We start from the raw sequence: 14,470 nt of genomic DNA on the forward strand, positions 1-14,470 counted from the left end.
ATCGCGATCACATCAGCAGCCCGGCCGCCGTCACCACACTCTGAGCGATTTCGGAGATCTTCTTCTTCTCGTTCATGGCTGTCTGACGCAGGAGTGCAAAGGCATCTTCCTCCGACAGGCCGCGCATCTTCATCAGAATGCCCTTTGCGCGCTCGACGATCTTGCGCTCCTCCAGAGCGGATTTTGCTTCGGCAAGCTCTCTTTGAAGGCGGGAGAAGGCGTTGAAGCGGCTGACCGCCATGTCGAGGATGGATTTGACCCGCTCCTTCTTCAATCCGTCGACGACATAAGCCGAAACACCCGCCTCCATGGCGGCCTCGATCTGGGCCGTATCGGATCTGTCGACAAACATCGCGATCGGCCTACCAACGGTGCGCGTCAACTGAAAAAGGTGCTCCATCATGTCGCGATTTGGGTTTTCGATATCGATGACGATTACATCCGGCTTGAGCGCCTCGATGACGCGGGCAACACCATTGACTTCATGAATGACCATGACCTTGCCGTGCCCGGCTTCACGTAGCCCTTCCTCGATGATCGAGGCGCGGATCACGTTTTCGTCGATGACCAGAATTGTCAGCTCGGAGAGGACCATCGCCACCTTCAATCGATGACGCCATGCAGATAGATCGCGAAACCGGCTGCCGATATCAGCAGAGACCAAAGTGGCGACAGGGTTCGTCCGAGCGCGAGCGCGATCGTCATGCCGCAAGCGATCAAGGTCGCGCCGGCAAGCACGCCGCAATTGGCGAATGAAAGGCCGATCGCGCACAGGAATATGCTGGTCGAAACCGTCGCCAGTGCGAGGCGGCTATGCGACATCTGCGGCCCCGAGGTGAAGATGGAGGAGCAATCCGCCCAACTGAAGCCGATGGCAATGCACAAGAATGGCAGGAGCAGTCCCACTTGATGTTCCCTTTCGAACTCTTCGAACCAAAGCGCGTCACTGCCGCAAAGCCGCTGGAGTTGTTCCAAGCAAGTCGCGTGCCATGAAGTAATGCTTTGTAAACACTGAGGATTTCTATGCCGCAGGCGATAGAGTTCGAAATGAGTGCCTGTTTGATAGGCACTCAATGCGCATACTGCAGCAATTCGCGATGAGCCCGTTTAACCGCCGCCGATGCACACCAGCCTCCAAGGCGGCGGAGAATAGTGTTCGGGCTTTCGAGCCTTGCCGATTTTATGTCTACGCGCCTTCAGCCCCACATTGTCACGGCGTGATCAACGATCTCCCTCATGCGGGTCAGCCGGGCATCCGCCTCTCCCAAGGGCGATTTGGTAACAAGGCCTGCTTCCATGGCTGAGGCACCAACCGCCAGGAACTCGTCATCGTCCATCACCTGGGCGATCTCGAAGTCGATCCAGCGCCGCGTGTCGGTGACGATCAGCGGGGCGCCTTCCATTATCCGGAGGCGGTCCGGCCATCGGCGCTGCTCCGCAAGATGCAGTGCCGTACAACGGTTGAAATCGACGCCGATCAGAAGAACCTTGGCCTCCAGCCTGTAGAGCGCGCCCAGAGGTGAGTGCTCTCCGAGGGGATCATCGAGAGCATGCTCTCTCGTGATCTCCTCCGCCAGAGGCCCGAGAGCCGCGAAGGATGCCGAGGGATGGTTGCTCCTTGCCGCGCCGGGCCAGGTCCGAAACAACTCGGCAACGGCTCCCATGTTCCTCGTCGGCGTGGTTCTGGCATCGAACGGAGGCATGTTGGCCTTAATCGGCTCGATCCATTCCTTGGGTACAGGAGGCATTGCCCAGTTCGCGGGATTGGTTATCTGCGCCGAATGCGCCGGCATTACGAGAGTGCCCGCCGATCCCACCGCCTCGATCAAGGCCTGGATGACGGCGACAGCTCCACCGCAGACCCACCCCAGGGAGGCGAGCGACGTGTGCACTATGAGGATGTCGCCGTGGCGGACACCGATCTTGCCGAGATCGGCGGTCAGGCTGTCGACGGTGACCGGGGATTTGGTTCGGGCGATCTTGTCTGCTTCGCTCATGGCATTCTCTCTGCTGCTTATATTTCTGACGTTGTCGGGCGTCCGAAGACCGGGTGTCACAGCGATGATAGCGTCGCAAAGGGGGAAATACAGCCAGCCCCATTTGCTCGATGCCGGCTGAACCGCGAGATCAGCGGCAGGGCGGAGGGATGTCGCATCGGGCACAGCCGATTGACCTTCAATACAATTGACGATGAGATAGGCTATGGTCCGACCAAACGGTCATGTCAGCAGGAGACTGCCGGTTGAATGCCGTCTTTAAGGAGCAGGCGCGTCGGAAATCGAAGTGGAAAGCAAGCGCTGTGACATCGAGGCGCTTGCGACCAATATCATTCTCTGCCTGCATGTCGGGTGTGATACATGAAGGGTCCAACGGATAGACCATGGCAATAGTAGATACGAAACCAATCCCGCAACCCGTTGTCGCGCGCCTAACGCGTGCGGCGATTTTTATCGTTCTCACCATCAATCCAGGTCGCGAAAGCGAAGCCGCCGTCCGGTCGATGTGCGCTGATCTCGGCGGGCTGCTTCGGGCGGTCGGATTTCGTGATCTCGAAGGTCGTCTCTCCTGCGTTATGGGCTTCGGATCCGATATGTGGGACCGCCTGTTTGATGGACCGAGGCCAAAAGACCTGCATCCTTTTAAGGAAATTCGCGGTGTGCATCATGCTGTTTCTACCCCCGGCGACGTGCTCTTTCACATTCGCGCGGCACGTATGGACCTTTGTTTCGAGCTGGCAATGGAAATCATGTCGCGGCTTGGCGATGCGGTGGCGACCGCAGATCAGATCCAGGGTTTTAGCTATTTCGACGACCGTGATCTGATCGGCTTCGTCGACGGGACGGAAAATCCAGTCGACCAGGAAGCGATCGACGCAGCGATCATCGATGACGAAGACCCGGCCTTTGCCGGCGGCAGCTATGTGATCGTCCAGAAATACCTGCACGATCTGAAGAAATGGAATGCGATTCCCGTCGAAGTGCAGGAAGGCATCGTCGGACGCAAGAAATTCTCGAATATCGAACTCGATGACAGCGTCAAGCCGAGCTATGCCCATAATGCCCTGACGACTATCGTCGAAGATGGCAAGGAGCTTGATATCGTCAGAGACAATATGCCGTTCGGCGACGTCGCGAAGGGCGAGTTTGGAACCTATTTCATTGGCTATGCGAGATCTCCGGTGCGCATCGAGCAGATGCTTGTCAACATGTTTGTCGGCCGTCCGCCCGGGAATTATGATCGCTTGCTCGATGTCAGTCGGGCGGTCACCGGCAGCCTGTTCTTCGTTCCATCCGCGATGTTCCTGGAGAGTGTCGAGTCAGACGCTGCCCCATCAGCGGCCGAACCCGTTGCTGCCGATAGGTCAGATGATGCAAAGCCTGCTGCCCGCAATGAAAGCATGGACGCGTCCCTCGGGATCGGCTCATTAAGGAAAGAGGTTTGACATGAACAATCTTCACCGGGAGCTTGCTCCCATCTCCGAAAAGGCTTGGGAGCAGATCGAGGCGGAAGCAAAGAGAACGCTCAAGCGCCATTTGGCTGCGCGTCGTGTCGTCGATGTCGATGGGCCGAAAGGACTCGATTTTTCGGCCACCGGCACCGGGCACGTCAAGAAAGTCGCGAGCCCGGGCGATGGCGTTCAGGCTTCCCTGCGCGAGGTCAAACGGGTCGTCGAACTGCGTGTTCCGTTCGAACTTTCGCGATCGGCCATCGATGATGTTGACCGAGGTGCGGAGGATTCCGACTGGTCTCCGGTCAAGGAGGCGGCACGCAGGCTCGCCTTCAGTGAGGACCGCGCCGTATTCGAAGGTTTTGCGCCCGCAGATATCCAGGGGATCGGTGAGAGCAGCAGCAATCCCGCCCTGACCCTTTCGGCAAGTGTCAAAAACTATCCGGACATCGTCGCGAAGGCCGTTGGCCTTTTGCGCCTTGCCGGCGTCGAAGGGCCTTACGCCCTGGTTCTTGGCGAGGAAGCCTACACAGCCGCAAGCGGCGGCAGCGACGAGGGGTATCCGGTGCTCCACCATATCGAAAAAATCGTCGATGGCGGGATCTTCTGGGCGCCGGCGATCAAGGGTGGCTACGTCCTGACGACCAGAAGCGGCGATTTCGAACTCGATCTCGGCCAGGACATTTCCATAGGCTATCTCAGCCATTCCGCGACAGCAGTCGAGCTCTACTTTCAGGAAAGCTTCACCTTTCGGGTGCTGACGGCCGAGGCAGCGGTCACCCTTTTGCCCGCTCCGGGAGAAGCGGAAAAGGGCTCGTAGGCCAAAACGACGGGGGAAGGAGTGCTCGCGCGCAGCAGCTCCCATTCCCAGCAATGGCAGTTTTGGCGGGCTTGAGATTGTCCGCCATCACTTTCGGCATGCGCGTAGACTTGCGGTCGCCTGCGCGGGAATGCTCAGCGCAGTGACAGAATGCGCTTCGGGTCGATCTTGCCGCGGAGCAGGTCTGAAAGAGCAAGGAGATTGCCTTTCAATCGTCCGCGCCGATCGACGAGGCCCTGCGGCCGCAGGCTGCCAACGATATTCGCGCAGGTGTTTCCAATCGCAAAACGCAGCGCTCTTCGCCACCCCATTGTGCCCTTGCGCGCGACATAGACTGAATTCGCGATCTGCGAGTAGCCAAACCGCAGACCGGACGTGCGACCGCGTTTTACGCCCCGATGGACGCCGCGCAGCGCGTCGGCAAACACGATGCGGCCCTTGCCGGCAAGCTGGCCTGAGAAATCGATATCCTCATGCCAGCCATAGAGTGGCAGGTTCTCATCGAAGCGTGCGCCGATCCGCATTATCGTCGCAAAGCGAAACGCCATGTTACAGCCATAGAGGTTTCCGGTCGGCGCAACACGCGCCTCCCCCCTCTCAGGTGCAGTGTCGCTTGTCAGAATTGAAAACGTCTCCGGCAGATCTATGCCCGGGCCGCGGATGCCGTCGGCAAGAACATGGCCGGTCGCGGCTATGATGTCCGGATTCTGCAGGAAGAGATGCTCAGTCTCGGCAAGAAAGCGATCGGCCGGAAGAAAGTCGTCGTCGAAGAAAACGATCAGATCCGCTTCGCCGGCGGCGTCGAAGATGGCATTTCGTTGGGCGCTCGAACCCTGTGGGCCGACGACATGCTCCACAGGAACAGCGAGCCCTGCCGCGTGGTCCCAATCGACGTCGCTGTCGTTAACAGGGCAGATCAGGATACGATCGGGGCGCCGCTCCTGCTTGTCGATCTGTGCTAGCGTATCCCGAAGGACCTCACGGCGCCCCGTGGTGGCAATCCCCACGACAATGACAACAGGTTTGGTTTGAGATGTGTCGATCATGATATCTACACTGCGATCCAGCGAACGAGGGTTAGCAGGGGAAGAGCGGTAAGGGCTGCCACGGCAACGAGCGCGAGACCCGTGGAGATCAGCAGGCTACCGGGTTGCCATGCGGAGATCAGCCAGGCGAGCAGCAATGCGGCCGCTGGCGGCAGCACCGGCTGCCACGGCATGGTGAACGATCGCCAGCGCTGCATGAGCACGCCGATAAGAGTAGCCGCTGCTGCCCCGGTGGCTGCTCCGGCGGTCACCGCCGTCGGGGTGCCGGCGCCAAGCCATGCAGCTGCAAGTGCGCCGCCGCAGGTCAGAACGCATTCGATAATCGCCAGCCCCAGGATGATGGGCAGCAGACGCTTGAGTTGCGCCGGCGTCGGAAGCACGGTTTGGACGACCGCGCGCAGCATCGCCATCAGCATCACGAAGGGCGCTGCGCGCAGAAATGCCTCCCGAAGGCCAGCCGGTACGACGAGCTGGGTCGCAAGGCTAAGTGTCGCGACGATTGCAGCTGCACCAATCAGCGAAAGCCCCACCAGCAGCGCGTAATATCTGCCAAGCTCAGCTTGGATCGTCTGCGCGCCGCCTTTCCGGTCAAATTGCGCCACCAGATCGGGGAAGCGGATCGCTTGAAGCGACGAGGTCAGCATCACGAAAGGGCGCTGAAGCAGGTCAAGCGCCAGCATCGGGCCGGCGGCAGCCGAACCCAGCGACCCAAGCAGAATGGACTTGATGCCGAGCGGCACCAGGAGCGTTGCGACCCCGGCTCCGGCTGATATGCCGCCATAAGCGAGGTTACGCTTTACGATGTCGCCATCCCAGCATGCGGAGAGAGGCATCACTTGGCGCGATTGAAATAAGGCGAGTCCGCAGTAGACCACATTGCCAGCCACAAAGCCGGCAACAACGTGAGCGAGATCGGGATGGAGCGCGGCACCGGCAATCGTGGCTAGTGCGAGCGTCGTCGCGCGCGCACCCTGAAGCCAGGAGAAGAGCCGGAATTCCTGTCGAAATCGCAGCATCGTCAGATGCAGTTCACCTGCGCCCTGCAGGATCGCCGCCAATGCCCCGACCAGCCCCAGCCAGATAGAGATGCCGAAAAGCGGCCCGAGAAAGGCGACAAGCAAGCAGATGCCGGCGCTGCCGGCAAGTTCGGTGCCGATAACTCCGCGCTCAACCTGCTCAGTGGCCCGGTCGGGGCCAGGGTAGAAGCGGCTGGAGGCGGCGCGAATCCACTGGAAGCAGACGATGTCGGCGAACTGGACAATGGAGATGAATAGCGAATAGCCCGCATAATCTTTGGCGGGAAGCAGGTTGGCGATGACAATGAGCAGCCCGAAGGCGACGAGCGACTGATAGAGATAGGCGCCCAGGGCGGCGATCTTGGCCATCAGGCCGCCATCCTCTTCAAATGGAACCTATCAATCATGTCGCTGTTCCCCACCCAACTCAACGTCTGAACGCATCTGCCCCGCGCTTCAACCATATGAGATAGAGCAAAAAGATTAATAGAGGCCACCAATCGACGCGTCGCCGCCTCGTTCAGCACCAACGGCATCGCAGGCCTCTCAAACCCATGATACGATGGTCAGAATGGGACGATTGTGGACGAGACGGGAAGTCCCGATACCGGTGCCGATCATGGGCCGCAGGGTTGGCGGGAGGCCTCACTGGGAGGCCACGGTCCCGCGAGAAAGGATCGCCTTTCAGGGGCGTAGGGCGGAAAAAAAGAGCCCAGCCGGAAATCGGCTGGGCTGCCTAATGGGATCAATTAGGGATTTGCGCGGTTCATGCCGACGGTAAGCGCACCGGAGCTCGTCTGCGTCGCATTACCGTAATCGGTGTTCGGCGAACCACCATTCGTGTCTCGCTGGAAGAGAGTGCCGTTGAAGCTGTACGAGACGATCGCGCCCGAGATCGGATAGTTGGGATCAGACACGTTGGTAATGTTGCGATAACCCCGCACAATGTTCGAGTTGACAAGAATAGACGAAGCAGAGCCATTGGCTGAGTAGGCGATCCCCATGGGGCAATTGTTGATCAGGTTGCCGCTCGCCATGATATCCTTGGCTGCATCATTGACCCCCAAGCCAATTGCCGCGCCCGCCGTCGAGGTAATGACATTGTTGGTTACGATCGTGTTGGTCTCCACCGTAATGCCACGACCGGTGGTGAAGGGTTTCGAGCCATCGGGGTAGGGAATGGCGTTGTTGGTGATGTTGTTGACGATGTTGTTCGACACCAAGCAGCGATCCGCAAGGCCATCGCCGTAGAGACCGGAGTTGGCGACCGTAATGCCAAGTCCCGCGGTATCGATGTTGTTCCCGCTGACGATGCAGCCGCTCAGATTTTCGCCGGCGCCCGGTGCTTCGATGAAGATCGCTGCCTCCTGCAGGTTCCAGCAATAATTGTTGACGACGTGACTGTTGGTGGCGGCATTCAGGCGAATGGCGGAGAATTTCGTATTGAAGATGTTGTTTGCGCTGACCTTAACATTGCCAGCCCTGTAGACCAGGATTCCGTTTCCGTATTGGCCGGTGCCGCCCGCTGCGTTGTTGACCCAGTTGATGGTATTGCCTGATACCAACGAACCGTTGCCGCCAAGCGAACTGGTCCAGACGCAAATGCCGTTGTTGTTCAGCGTGCTTAAGCCGTTGTCCTCGATATAGACCGTGCAATCGATGGAAAAAATCCCGGTATCGCAATTGGAAATGCGATTGTCAGCGATGCGGCCGCGCGCATTGCTGGCTGCATAGATCCCAGCCACCGGTGAATTCGTGACGCTGCATTCCGAGAGAATGAAGTCTGTCGTGGATGATCCCTCGAAGCGAATGAGACCGGCTATTCCGGAAGAGGTGATCGCCTGGTTATTGCCGTCGAAATTGATGCCGCGAATGACGACATCCGGAACGTTGTTCACATCCAGCAGATAGGGTGCCGCGCCGCTCAACCTGACGGTAACGGTGCCTTGTTCGGCAAACATTTCAAGGCGGTTGCCGCCGCCGCTTGCCGCGTCGACAAGGATCTGAGATGTGAGGTAGAGGCCGGGGAGCAGCTGAAGCGGTTTTGCACTACTGCGTGCATTATTAACGGCCGTTTGCAGATTTGCTACAGCCGACCATCCGGTGCCCGGCGAGGAGGATGCCTGTGTGATAACCATCAAATTATCGAGTGATTTCTGATATATAGTCATATTTTCCCACGTAGATTTTGATGTTTCAAAGAACCGTGCCCTTCATTGCCGAAGGACGCTATGGTTGTAATTTTTCTTTGTGGCGCCATGTTGTTGAAGCTATGATCTTCTTAGGTTTGCGACCGGCGACTACGTGTCGTTTTGATGTCGCCGGCTCGAAATAAGGCATGCTTCGATGCCGTCTTAAAAACTCCGCTCAGAAGTTGCTCGCAAGAATAAGGTGCCAACACCAAATCATGCGTGGCGTCGAACGAAGATCGCGTAAGGTGTCGAGCAATCGGGCAAAGGCGGGCAGGGAAATGGCGCTGGCTCAAACCGCTGACATAAGGCCAGCGGGCGCAATCTCACTTACGGACCGCTTTGCTGTTTCATCGCGATTGATGGCAAATATTCGATCACTGCCAAGCACCTTGAACTTCTCGGCAAAGCCATGCATCCTGCTTTTGAACTGATCGGAAGTCCGACGTATCGTGCGTGTGAGCGACGCTTCGGGCATGTGGGATTGGCGATGCCGAGCAGTGATGCCTGGGCGGCGACGCAGATCGGTGCTTTCTGTGTCATGAACCGGATCGCGCGCTGGTTTTGTCATTGGATACTGCAACCAAACGGGCGCTTCGGGGATGCATTGAGGAGGAAAAATCAAATCGATTTAAAAATTAAAATCGATTTAAATATATTGAATTTGTTCGTATTTCTTTGAGTCTCGCGCTTCCTGCTCTGGACAGCGCCCGCTTGTTCTGGTCGATAGTTACGTCAGTTCTTGGGGTAGTCGCAACATTCATGAGGAAAGCATGGCCGACGCAAAACAGATGTGGCAAATGTCCGAGAAGGGGGGCTTCATTGCCGCCCTTGATCAAAGCGGTGGTTCCACTCCGGGAGCATTGCGTCTCTACGGGATCGCGGATTCCGATTATAGCGGCGACGAGGAGATGTTCCGCTTGATGCACGAGATGCGCGTGCGCATCATGACGGCACCCAGCTTTTCCGGCGACAAGGTCATTGGTGCGATCCTGTTCGAAAAGACCATGGATGGTGAAGCCAAGGGCAAGCCGGTTCCGTCCTACCTCTGGGAAGACCGCGGCGTTGTACCCTTCCTCAAGGTCGATAAGGGCCTAGCCGCCGAAGAGAATGGCGTGCAAGTGATGAAGCCTATGCCCGATCTCGACGCTCTGCTCGCCCGCGCGGTGAAAAAGGGCATCTTCGGCACAAAGATGCGTTCGGTAATCGCCAATGCGGATCCGGTCGGTATTGCCGCGGTCGTCAAGCAGCAGTTCGAAGTAGGCCGGCAGATCCTTGGACACGGCCTCATCCCGATCATTGAGCCGGAAGTCTCGATCAAGAGCCCGACGAAGCAGGAAGCAGAAGCCATCTTGCGCGATGAAATCGTCAAGGAGCTTGATGCGCTGCCAGAAGGCGTGCGGGTGATCCTGAAACTCACCATCCCGACCGTGGCGGATTTCTATGCGCCGCTCGTCGCCCACAAGGCCGTTATCCGTGTCGTGGCCCTGTCGGGCGGCTATACCCGTGCCGACGCCTGTGAAAAGCTCAGTCATAACCATGGCATGATCGCCAGCTTCTCGCGTGCCCTGACTGAAGACCTGCGCGTCAGCATGAGCGATGCCGAATTCGATCAGAGCCTCGCTGCGACCATCGACCAGATCTACGCCGGTAGCGTCACAAAGGTCTAAGTCGTTCACTTTGGGGTCTCTGTCAGGTTGGCAGAGACCCTCGGCAGCCCATAAATCCAGTTTTGCCGTCCCTTCCAGATACGAAGACTAGTGGGCATTGTCTCCATGGCCGCGCCTCAAGCAGTGAGCGCGAAGAGCAGAAGCTCTCCGTCGAGCCTCAACCGGAACTTTTGAGTTTTTCGCATCAAGTTCTCAGCAGCGCTGGCGCTGCCATGCCGGCGATCATGATGAGAATAGCTATCAGCTGAATGGGCGTTGGGATCTCCTGGAGGACCATCGTGCCCGTCAATGTCGTCGCAATCGGAATGCAAGGCATGAACAATGACGCGATATGCGGTCCAAGTTGCCTGACGGCGTAGCTGTATAGAAATATCGCCGCCGCGCCGGCGAGGAGCCCCTGGATTGCGAGTTGGATGCCGATCTCACCTGCCGATGCCGAGCCGAAACCGGTTGGTGCCAGAAAGTGGACGAATGGCATCGGCAAGCAGGATAGAAAAATGACGGCAGCTGTAGCAGTGACAGCGTCCACGGCCCATCGCCGAAGGAGGACGGCATAGGCGGAAAACATCATGCCGGAACCCGCAAAGAGGATATCGCCGCGCCATGCGTCCCGTACATCGCTGTTGCCAGGCAAAGCAAAGAGTGCCAGCCCGCCAATAATGGCCATGATGCCAACCGAGCGAACGCCGGAAACGGCATCCCGAAAAACGATGCGCGCGAGTAAAAACGAGAAGAAGACGATCGAGGCGGGGCATATGGCGGCAGCGTGCGAGGCCGGGGCGTAAGTCAGACCGGTATTGATAATCAATGGATAAGGAAAGCCAGCGAGCAAAGCCAGCACAGTTGCACGCCTCCACCTGAGCGCCTTCATCTTCGCGAGGCCCGTTCGCCAGATGATGGGCGCAAAGGCAAGGGCTGCTCCTGAAAAGCGCAGGCTGGTGATGTCTGCCGATGTCAAATGCTCGCGCAGGCTGAAGCGAGCCGCGACGAATTGAATGGCGGTGATTGCCACCATCGTCAGTCCGGCAGCGAGGGCAAGTCTTCGATTCGGCTTTTCCTGGTCCCCCATCATGCACACCCGTCCCCTGTAGGAATGGTAGAGGGGTCACGGAAGGCCAATCGCTCCGTGACCCCTCTACAATCGAAACACAGGCTATTGCGGATGCTGTTGCCATAAAATATGTTCATTTCGCATTTTCTAAGTGAATTTCACTGAATTTGTGCCTATTTTGCGTGGATTTCCAAATGAGCGATCTCGATAGTATCGACCTCAGCCTCCTCAGGCTGCTGCAGGAAGACGGAAGGCGCACCACCCTCGATCTCGCTGACCGTGTCGGCCTGTCCCCTACAGGGACGAGCCAAAGAGTGAAACGCCTGTTCCGGGAGGGTTTCATCAAAGCCGTTAGAGCGGTGCTTGACCCGCAAAAACTTGGACGCGGTACGATCGTGTTCATTCAGGTCCGTCTCGATCAGACGGCCCCGCATGTCTTTGATCGCTTCGCGGACGCCGTCGCGAATGCGCCCGAAGTGCTGGAATGCCATATGGTCGTCGGCGGCTTCGACTATCTGGTCAAGGCCAGAATAGCCGACATGACCGTGTTTCAGGAGTTTCTGCAAAGGGTCATCCTGCCATTGCCTGGCGTTCGCGAAACGCACACTTACGCTTCGGTTGCCGATGTGAAACCCGATGCACTTCTGCCGGTTTAATGCGCCGTGGAATTGGCCGGCACAAATGCCGGAACACTTCTTTTCGATGGGTATTCGTGACGCCCCTCGGATCGGCGGCGCTTTTGCATCAAGTTGCAATAAAGGCAGGGTGGTAAATAGTCGATGTCATCGATGTGAATAGGGTTACAGCAAGTGCTCGTTCACCATGATTGCAGCTTGTCACCACCAGCCGATAGCCGTTCACTCGAGGATAACCTCTGGAAAGCACAATGTTCTTTGACATTTGTTCTGAGGAAGTCCCTTGACTAAAGGCGTTATTGCGGATCGCAAATTGCCAATCTCCATCTCCGAGGTCGCGCTGGCCTCGTATGCAGCCGTGCTGCGCCAGGGAGCTGAGAATCCTCATCGGGATGTTGACGTCACCGAGCAACAGAGTTGGCTCGAGAACATGATCAATCAGATCCCAGACTATATATACGCCAAGGACCTTGAAGGCCGCTTTCTGTTTGCAAACCAGGCAGTCGTCACCAACAACGGGCTGTTGCATCTGGCAGATTTGGTTGGGCGGACCGATTTCGACTTCCTGCCAAATCATGTTGCGGAAATTGCCGCGGAGGTTGAGCGTCGCGTCACCGAAACGGGGCTGCCTCATTTCGGTAGCGAGGAGTTGGCGTTTCGCACCGACGAGGAACAATGGCTGATGTTCACGCGCGTTCCGTTGAGAGACGCGTCTGGAGCCATCGTGGGTGTCGTCGGGGCATCCCGCGACATTACCGCGCAAAAATCCGCGGAGCGTCGCATGCGCTCCCAAGCCTATCTGCTCGAAATGATAGCGCGAGGAACATCGTTTCGAGATTTCCTCGAAGAGCTCGCACGAATGATCGCGGAATTCGCAAAAGGGGTGCATGTCGCGCTGCTGACAACAGGCACGGATCCGGGGCTGCTGCACTTGGCAGCCGCGCCGACCTTGAACAATGAATATCGCAGACGCTTGAACGCAACCCCCATCGGATCTGCCTCCGCTGACCTTGCGGCGACCGCAGCGGCACTCAAACTTGCCTTCGGTGGGGCCAATATCTCCGAGATTGATCATCAGTGCCGCTGCTTGCCAATTTCCGATGCAGACGGTCAACTGGAAGGGGTCCTTGCACTCTATTCTTCGGAAGACTCACAGTATCAGCCCGGTTTCTCCGAATTCGTCTCGATTGCCGTGCACATGGCGGGGATCGCAGCCAGCCGCCACCGCGCAGAAGCGCGGATTCGATTTCTTGCCGATCACGATCCGCTGACGGGAATGGCCAATCGTGCGTTGCTGGACCGAAAACTCACCCTCGCGATGCAGAAGGCTGATTCCAAAGGGAGTGAAGTTGCGCTGGCATTCCTCGATCTCGACAACTTCAAACTCGTCAACGACAGTCTTGGCCACTCGGCGGGCGATCAACTCTTAAAGATCGTCGCTGACAGAATCTATGGGCTGGCAAGCGACCATGGTTCCATCGCCAGGATCGGCGGAGACGAGTTCGTGATTATCCTGGAGGACATGGATGTCGAGAGCTCCTTGGCCCTGTTGTCCTTGATCAGAGAAGCCGTTGTGCGCCCGATTGCGCTCGACGAGATCGAACTCAGAGTGACCTGCAGTATCGGCATCGCCAGTTATCCCAGTCACGGCAAGTCTGCGGGGGATCTGCTCGCATCCGCAGACATGGCCATGTATCGCGCAAAGGAGCTGGGACGCGACGGAATTGCCTTATTCACATCGGAAATGACGGCGGCCGTTCGAAAGAAGCTCTCCCGGACCGATGAACTCCGTCAGGCGGTGCTCCGTGACGAGTTCGTGCTGCACTACCAGCCACAGGTGGATGTGCAAACCGGTCGGATCATCGCAGCAGAGGCCCTGGTTCGCTGGCAGCGCCCGGGCGAGGGTTTGGTTTATCCTGGTGACTTCATTGCACTTGCCGAGGAGACCGGCTTGATCATGCCGATTGGCCAATGGGTGCTCAAAACTGCCTGCCGGCAGGCGAGAGCTTGGCAGGATCAAGGACTTCGGCCAATCAGGATCAGCGTCAATGTTTCCGCAAGGCAGTTCCAGGAGGAGCGCTTGATCGAGACGGTGGCGGATGCGTTACATGAGGCCGGTCTCGACCCCTCTTGGCTTGAGCTTGAGATCACCGAGAGCCTGATCATGAAGGATCTCTCCGGTTCAATTGCCAGAATGCACGAATTGCAAAAGCTTGGTGTGAAGCTTGCAGTTGATGATTTTGGGACAGGTTATTCGAGCCTCAGCGCGCTTAAGAGATTCCCCCTGTCCCGCCTCAAGGTTGATCGGTCGTTCATCGCCGATATCCCGCATGACGCCGATGATATGGCCATTACTTCGGCCATTATCTCGCTTGCCCAGAAAATGGGTCTGGAGGTCGTTGCCGAAGGCGTGGAGACGGAGGAGCAGGCCCGCTTCCTGATCGAAAGCGGATGCAACCAGATTCAAGGTTATCTCTATAGCCGGCCGGTGGAAGAAGAGCGCTTCAGTCGCCTGCTTGAGGGCAATGGTTGCGATCATCGGTAAACGGTCAGCAAATGCGCTTGGCTTTGACCATGATCTTTGCCCGTCGCCGC

At 57.7% G+C, this 14,470-nt stretch carries 13 protein-coding genes; 6 read left to right on the top strand and 7 right to left on the bottom strand.

Annotated elements, in window-relative coordinates:
• Positions 1-7: 7 nt before the first annotated feature.
• From GGD46_RS16350 to GGD46_RS16360, 3 genes are all read right to left on the bottom strand, one after another.
• Positions 8-595, bottom strand: coding sequence for an ANTAR domain-containing response regulator (locus tag GGD46_RS16350; RefSeq protein ID WP_184705693.1), 588 nt, complete (start codon positions 593-595; stop codon positions 8-10).
• Positions 596-603: 8 nt separating this feature from the next.
• Positions 604-906, bottom strand: coding sequence for a hypothetical protein (locus GGD46_RS16355; RefSeq protein WP_184705695.1), 303 nt, complete (start codon positions 904-906; stop codon positions 604-606).
• 290 nt (positions 907-1,196) lie between these two features.
• Positions 1,197-1,997 (bottom strand): aminoglycoside N(3)-acetyltransferase, encoded by an 801-nt coding sequence (locus GGD46_RS16360; RefSeq protein WP_184705697.1) that lies wholly within the window; start codon positions 1,995-1,997, stop codon positions 1,197-1,199.
• 383 nt (positions 1,998-2,380) lie between these two features.
• Between GGD46_RS16360 and GGD46_RS16365 the strand changes: the two genes are divergently transcribed.
• Together GGD46_RS16365 and GGD46_RS16370 are read left to right on the top strand one after the other, a co-directional pair.
• A complete protein-coding gene (locus tag GGD46_RS16365) occupies positions 2,381-3,442 on the top strand; it encodes a Dyp-type peroxidase (protein ID WP_184705699.1) in 1,062 nt (353 codons plus the stop codon).
• A 1-nt stretch (position 3,443) separates the two neighbouring features.
• Entirely contained in the window at positions 3,444-4,268 is an 825-nt protein-coding gene (locus GGD46_RS16370) for a family 1 encapsulin nanocompartment shell protein (protein ID WP_184705701.1), read from the top strand.
• 134 nt (positions 4,269-4,402) lie between these two features.
• On the opposite strand, the gene GGD46_RS16375 is transcribed toward GGD46_RS16370, so the two are convergent.
• The 3 genes from GGD46_RS16375 to GGD46_RS16385 form a co-directional block, all read right to left on the bottom strand.
• Complete coding sequence (locus tag GGD46_RS16375) at positions 4,403-5,314, bottom strand: glycosyltransferase family 2 protein (protein WP_184705703.1); 912 nt, start codon at positions 5,312-5,314, stop codon at positions 4,403-4,405.
• A gap of 5 nt (positions 5,315-5,319) precedes the next feature.
• On the bottom strand, positions 5,320-6,699 hold the full coding sequence (locus GGD46_RS16380) for a hypothetical protein (RefSeq protein WP_184705705.1): 1,380 nt from the start codon (positions 6,697-6,699) through the stop codon (positions 5,320-5,322).
• Between the two features lie 380 nt (positions 6,700-7,079).
• Positions 7,080-8,468, bottom strand: coding sequence for a TIGR03808 family TAT-translocated repetitive protein (locus GGD46_RS16385; RefSeq protein ID WP_184705707.1), 1,389 nt, complete (start codon positions 8,466-8,468; stop codon positions 7,080-7,082).
• 463 nt (positions 8,469-8,931) lie between these two features.
• On the opposite strand from GGD46_RS16385, the gene GGD46_RS16390 reads away from it, so the two are divergent.
• Both GGD46_RS16390 and GGD46_RS16395 read left to right on the top strand, forming a co-directional pair.
• Positions 8,932-9,201: a hypothetical protein gene (locus GGD46_RS16390; RefSeq protein ID WP_184705709.1), complete on the top strand. Its 270-nt coding sequence runs from the start codon at positions 8,932-8,934 to the stop codon at positions 9,199-9,201.
• A gap of 91 nt (positions 9,202-9,292) precedes the next feature.
• The gene (locus tag GGD46_RS16395; protein ID WP_184705711.1) at positions 9,293-10,189 is read left to right on the top strand and encodes a fructose bisphosphate aldolase; all 897 of its coding nucleotides are present in this window, start codon (positions 9,293-9,295) and stop codon (positions 10,187-10,189) included.
• A 184-nt stretch (positions 10,190-10,373) separates the two neighbouring features.
• Here the strand turns inward: GGD46_RS16395 and GGD46_RS16400 are convergent, their stop codons facing one another.
• Positions 10,374-11,261 carry a DMT family transporter gene (locus GGD46_RS16400; protein WP_184705713.1) on the bottom strand — a complete coding sequence of 296 codons (888 nt, stop codon included), beginning with the start codon at positions 11,259-11,261 and terminating at the stop codon, positions 10,374-10,376.
• A gap of 173 nt (positions 11,262-11,434) precedes the next feature.
• Here GGD46_RS16400 and GGD46_RS16405 point away from each other — a divergent pair, with 173 nt between their 5' ends.
• Together GGD46_RS16405 and GGD46_RS16410 are read left to right on the top strand one after the other, a co-directional pair.
• On the top strand, positions 11,435-11,896 hold the full coding sequence (locus GGD46_RS16405) for an Lrp/AsnC family transcriptional regulator (RefSeq protein ID WP_184705715.1): 462 nt from the start codon (positions 11,435-11,437) through the stop codon (positions 11,894-11,896).
• Between the two features lie 262 nt (positions 11,897-12,158).
• A complete protein-coding gene (locus GGD46_RS16410) occupies positions 12,159-14,420 on the top strand; it encodes a putative bifunctional diguanylate cyclase/phosphodiesterase (protein ID WP_184705716.1) in 2,262 nt (753 codons plus the stop codon).
• The last annotated feature ends 50 nt before the right edge of the window (positions 14,421-14,470 follow it).

This window comes from Martinezella lusitana (assembly GCF_014207095.1).
GTDB classification, from domain to species: Bacteria; Pseudomonadota; Alphaproteobacteria; order Rhizobiales; family Rhizobiaceae; genus Rhizobium; species Rhizobium lusitanum_B.

Coding starts and splice junctions, on each gene's coding strand:
- GGD46_RS16380 (WP_184705705.1), bottom strand. CDS start 6,699: ATGGCCAAGATCGCCGCCCTGGGCGCCTATCTCTATCAGTCGCTCGTC.
- GGD46_RS16350 (WP_184705693.1), bottom strand. CDS start 595: ATGGTCCTCTCCGAGCTGACAATTCTGGTCATCGACGAAAACGTGATC.
- GGD46_RS16365 (WP_184705699.1), top strand. CDS start 2,381: ATGGCAATAGTAGATACGAAACCAATCCCGCAACCCGTTGTCGCGCGC.
- GGD46_RS16375 (WP_184705703.1), bottom strand. CDS start 5,314: ATGATCGACACATCTCAAACCAAACCTGTTGTCATTGTCGTGGGGATT.
- GGD46_RS16405 (WP_184705715.1), top strand. CDS start 11,435: ATGAGCGATCTCGATAGTATCGACCTCAGCCTCCTCAGGCTGCTGCAG.
- GGD46_RS16395 (WP_184705711.1), top strand. CDS start 9,293: ATGGCCGACGCAAAACAGATGTGGCAAATGTCCGAGAAGGGGGGCTTC.
- GGD46_RS16360 (WP_184705697.1), bottom strand. CDS start 1,997: ATGAGCGAAGCAGACAAGATCGCCCGAACCAAATCCCCGGTCACCGTC.
- GGD46_RS16400 (WP_184705713.1), bottom strand. CDS start 11,261: ATGATGGGGGACCAGGAAAAGCCGAATCGAAGACTTGCCCTCGCTGCC.
- GGD46_RS16390 (WP_184705709.1), top strand. CDS start 8,932: ATGCATCCTGCTTTTGAACTGATCGGAAGTCCGACGTATCGTGCGTGT.
- GGD46_RS16385 (WP_184705707.1), bottom strand. CDS start 8,468: ATGGTTATCACACAGGCATCCTCCTCGCCGGGCACCGGATGGTCGGCT.
- GGD46_RS16370 (WP_184705701.1), top strand. CDS start 3,444: ATGAACAATCTTCACCGGGAGCTTGCTCCCATCTCCGAAAAGGCTTGG.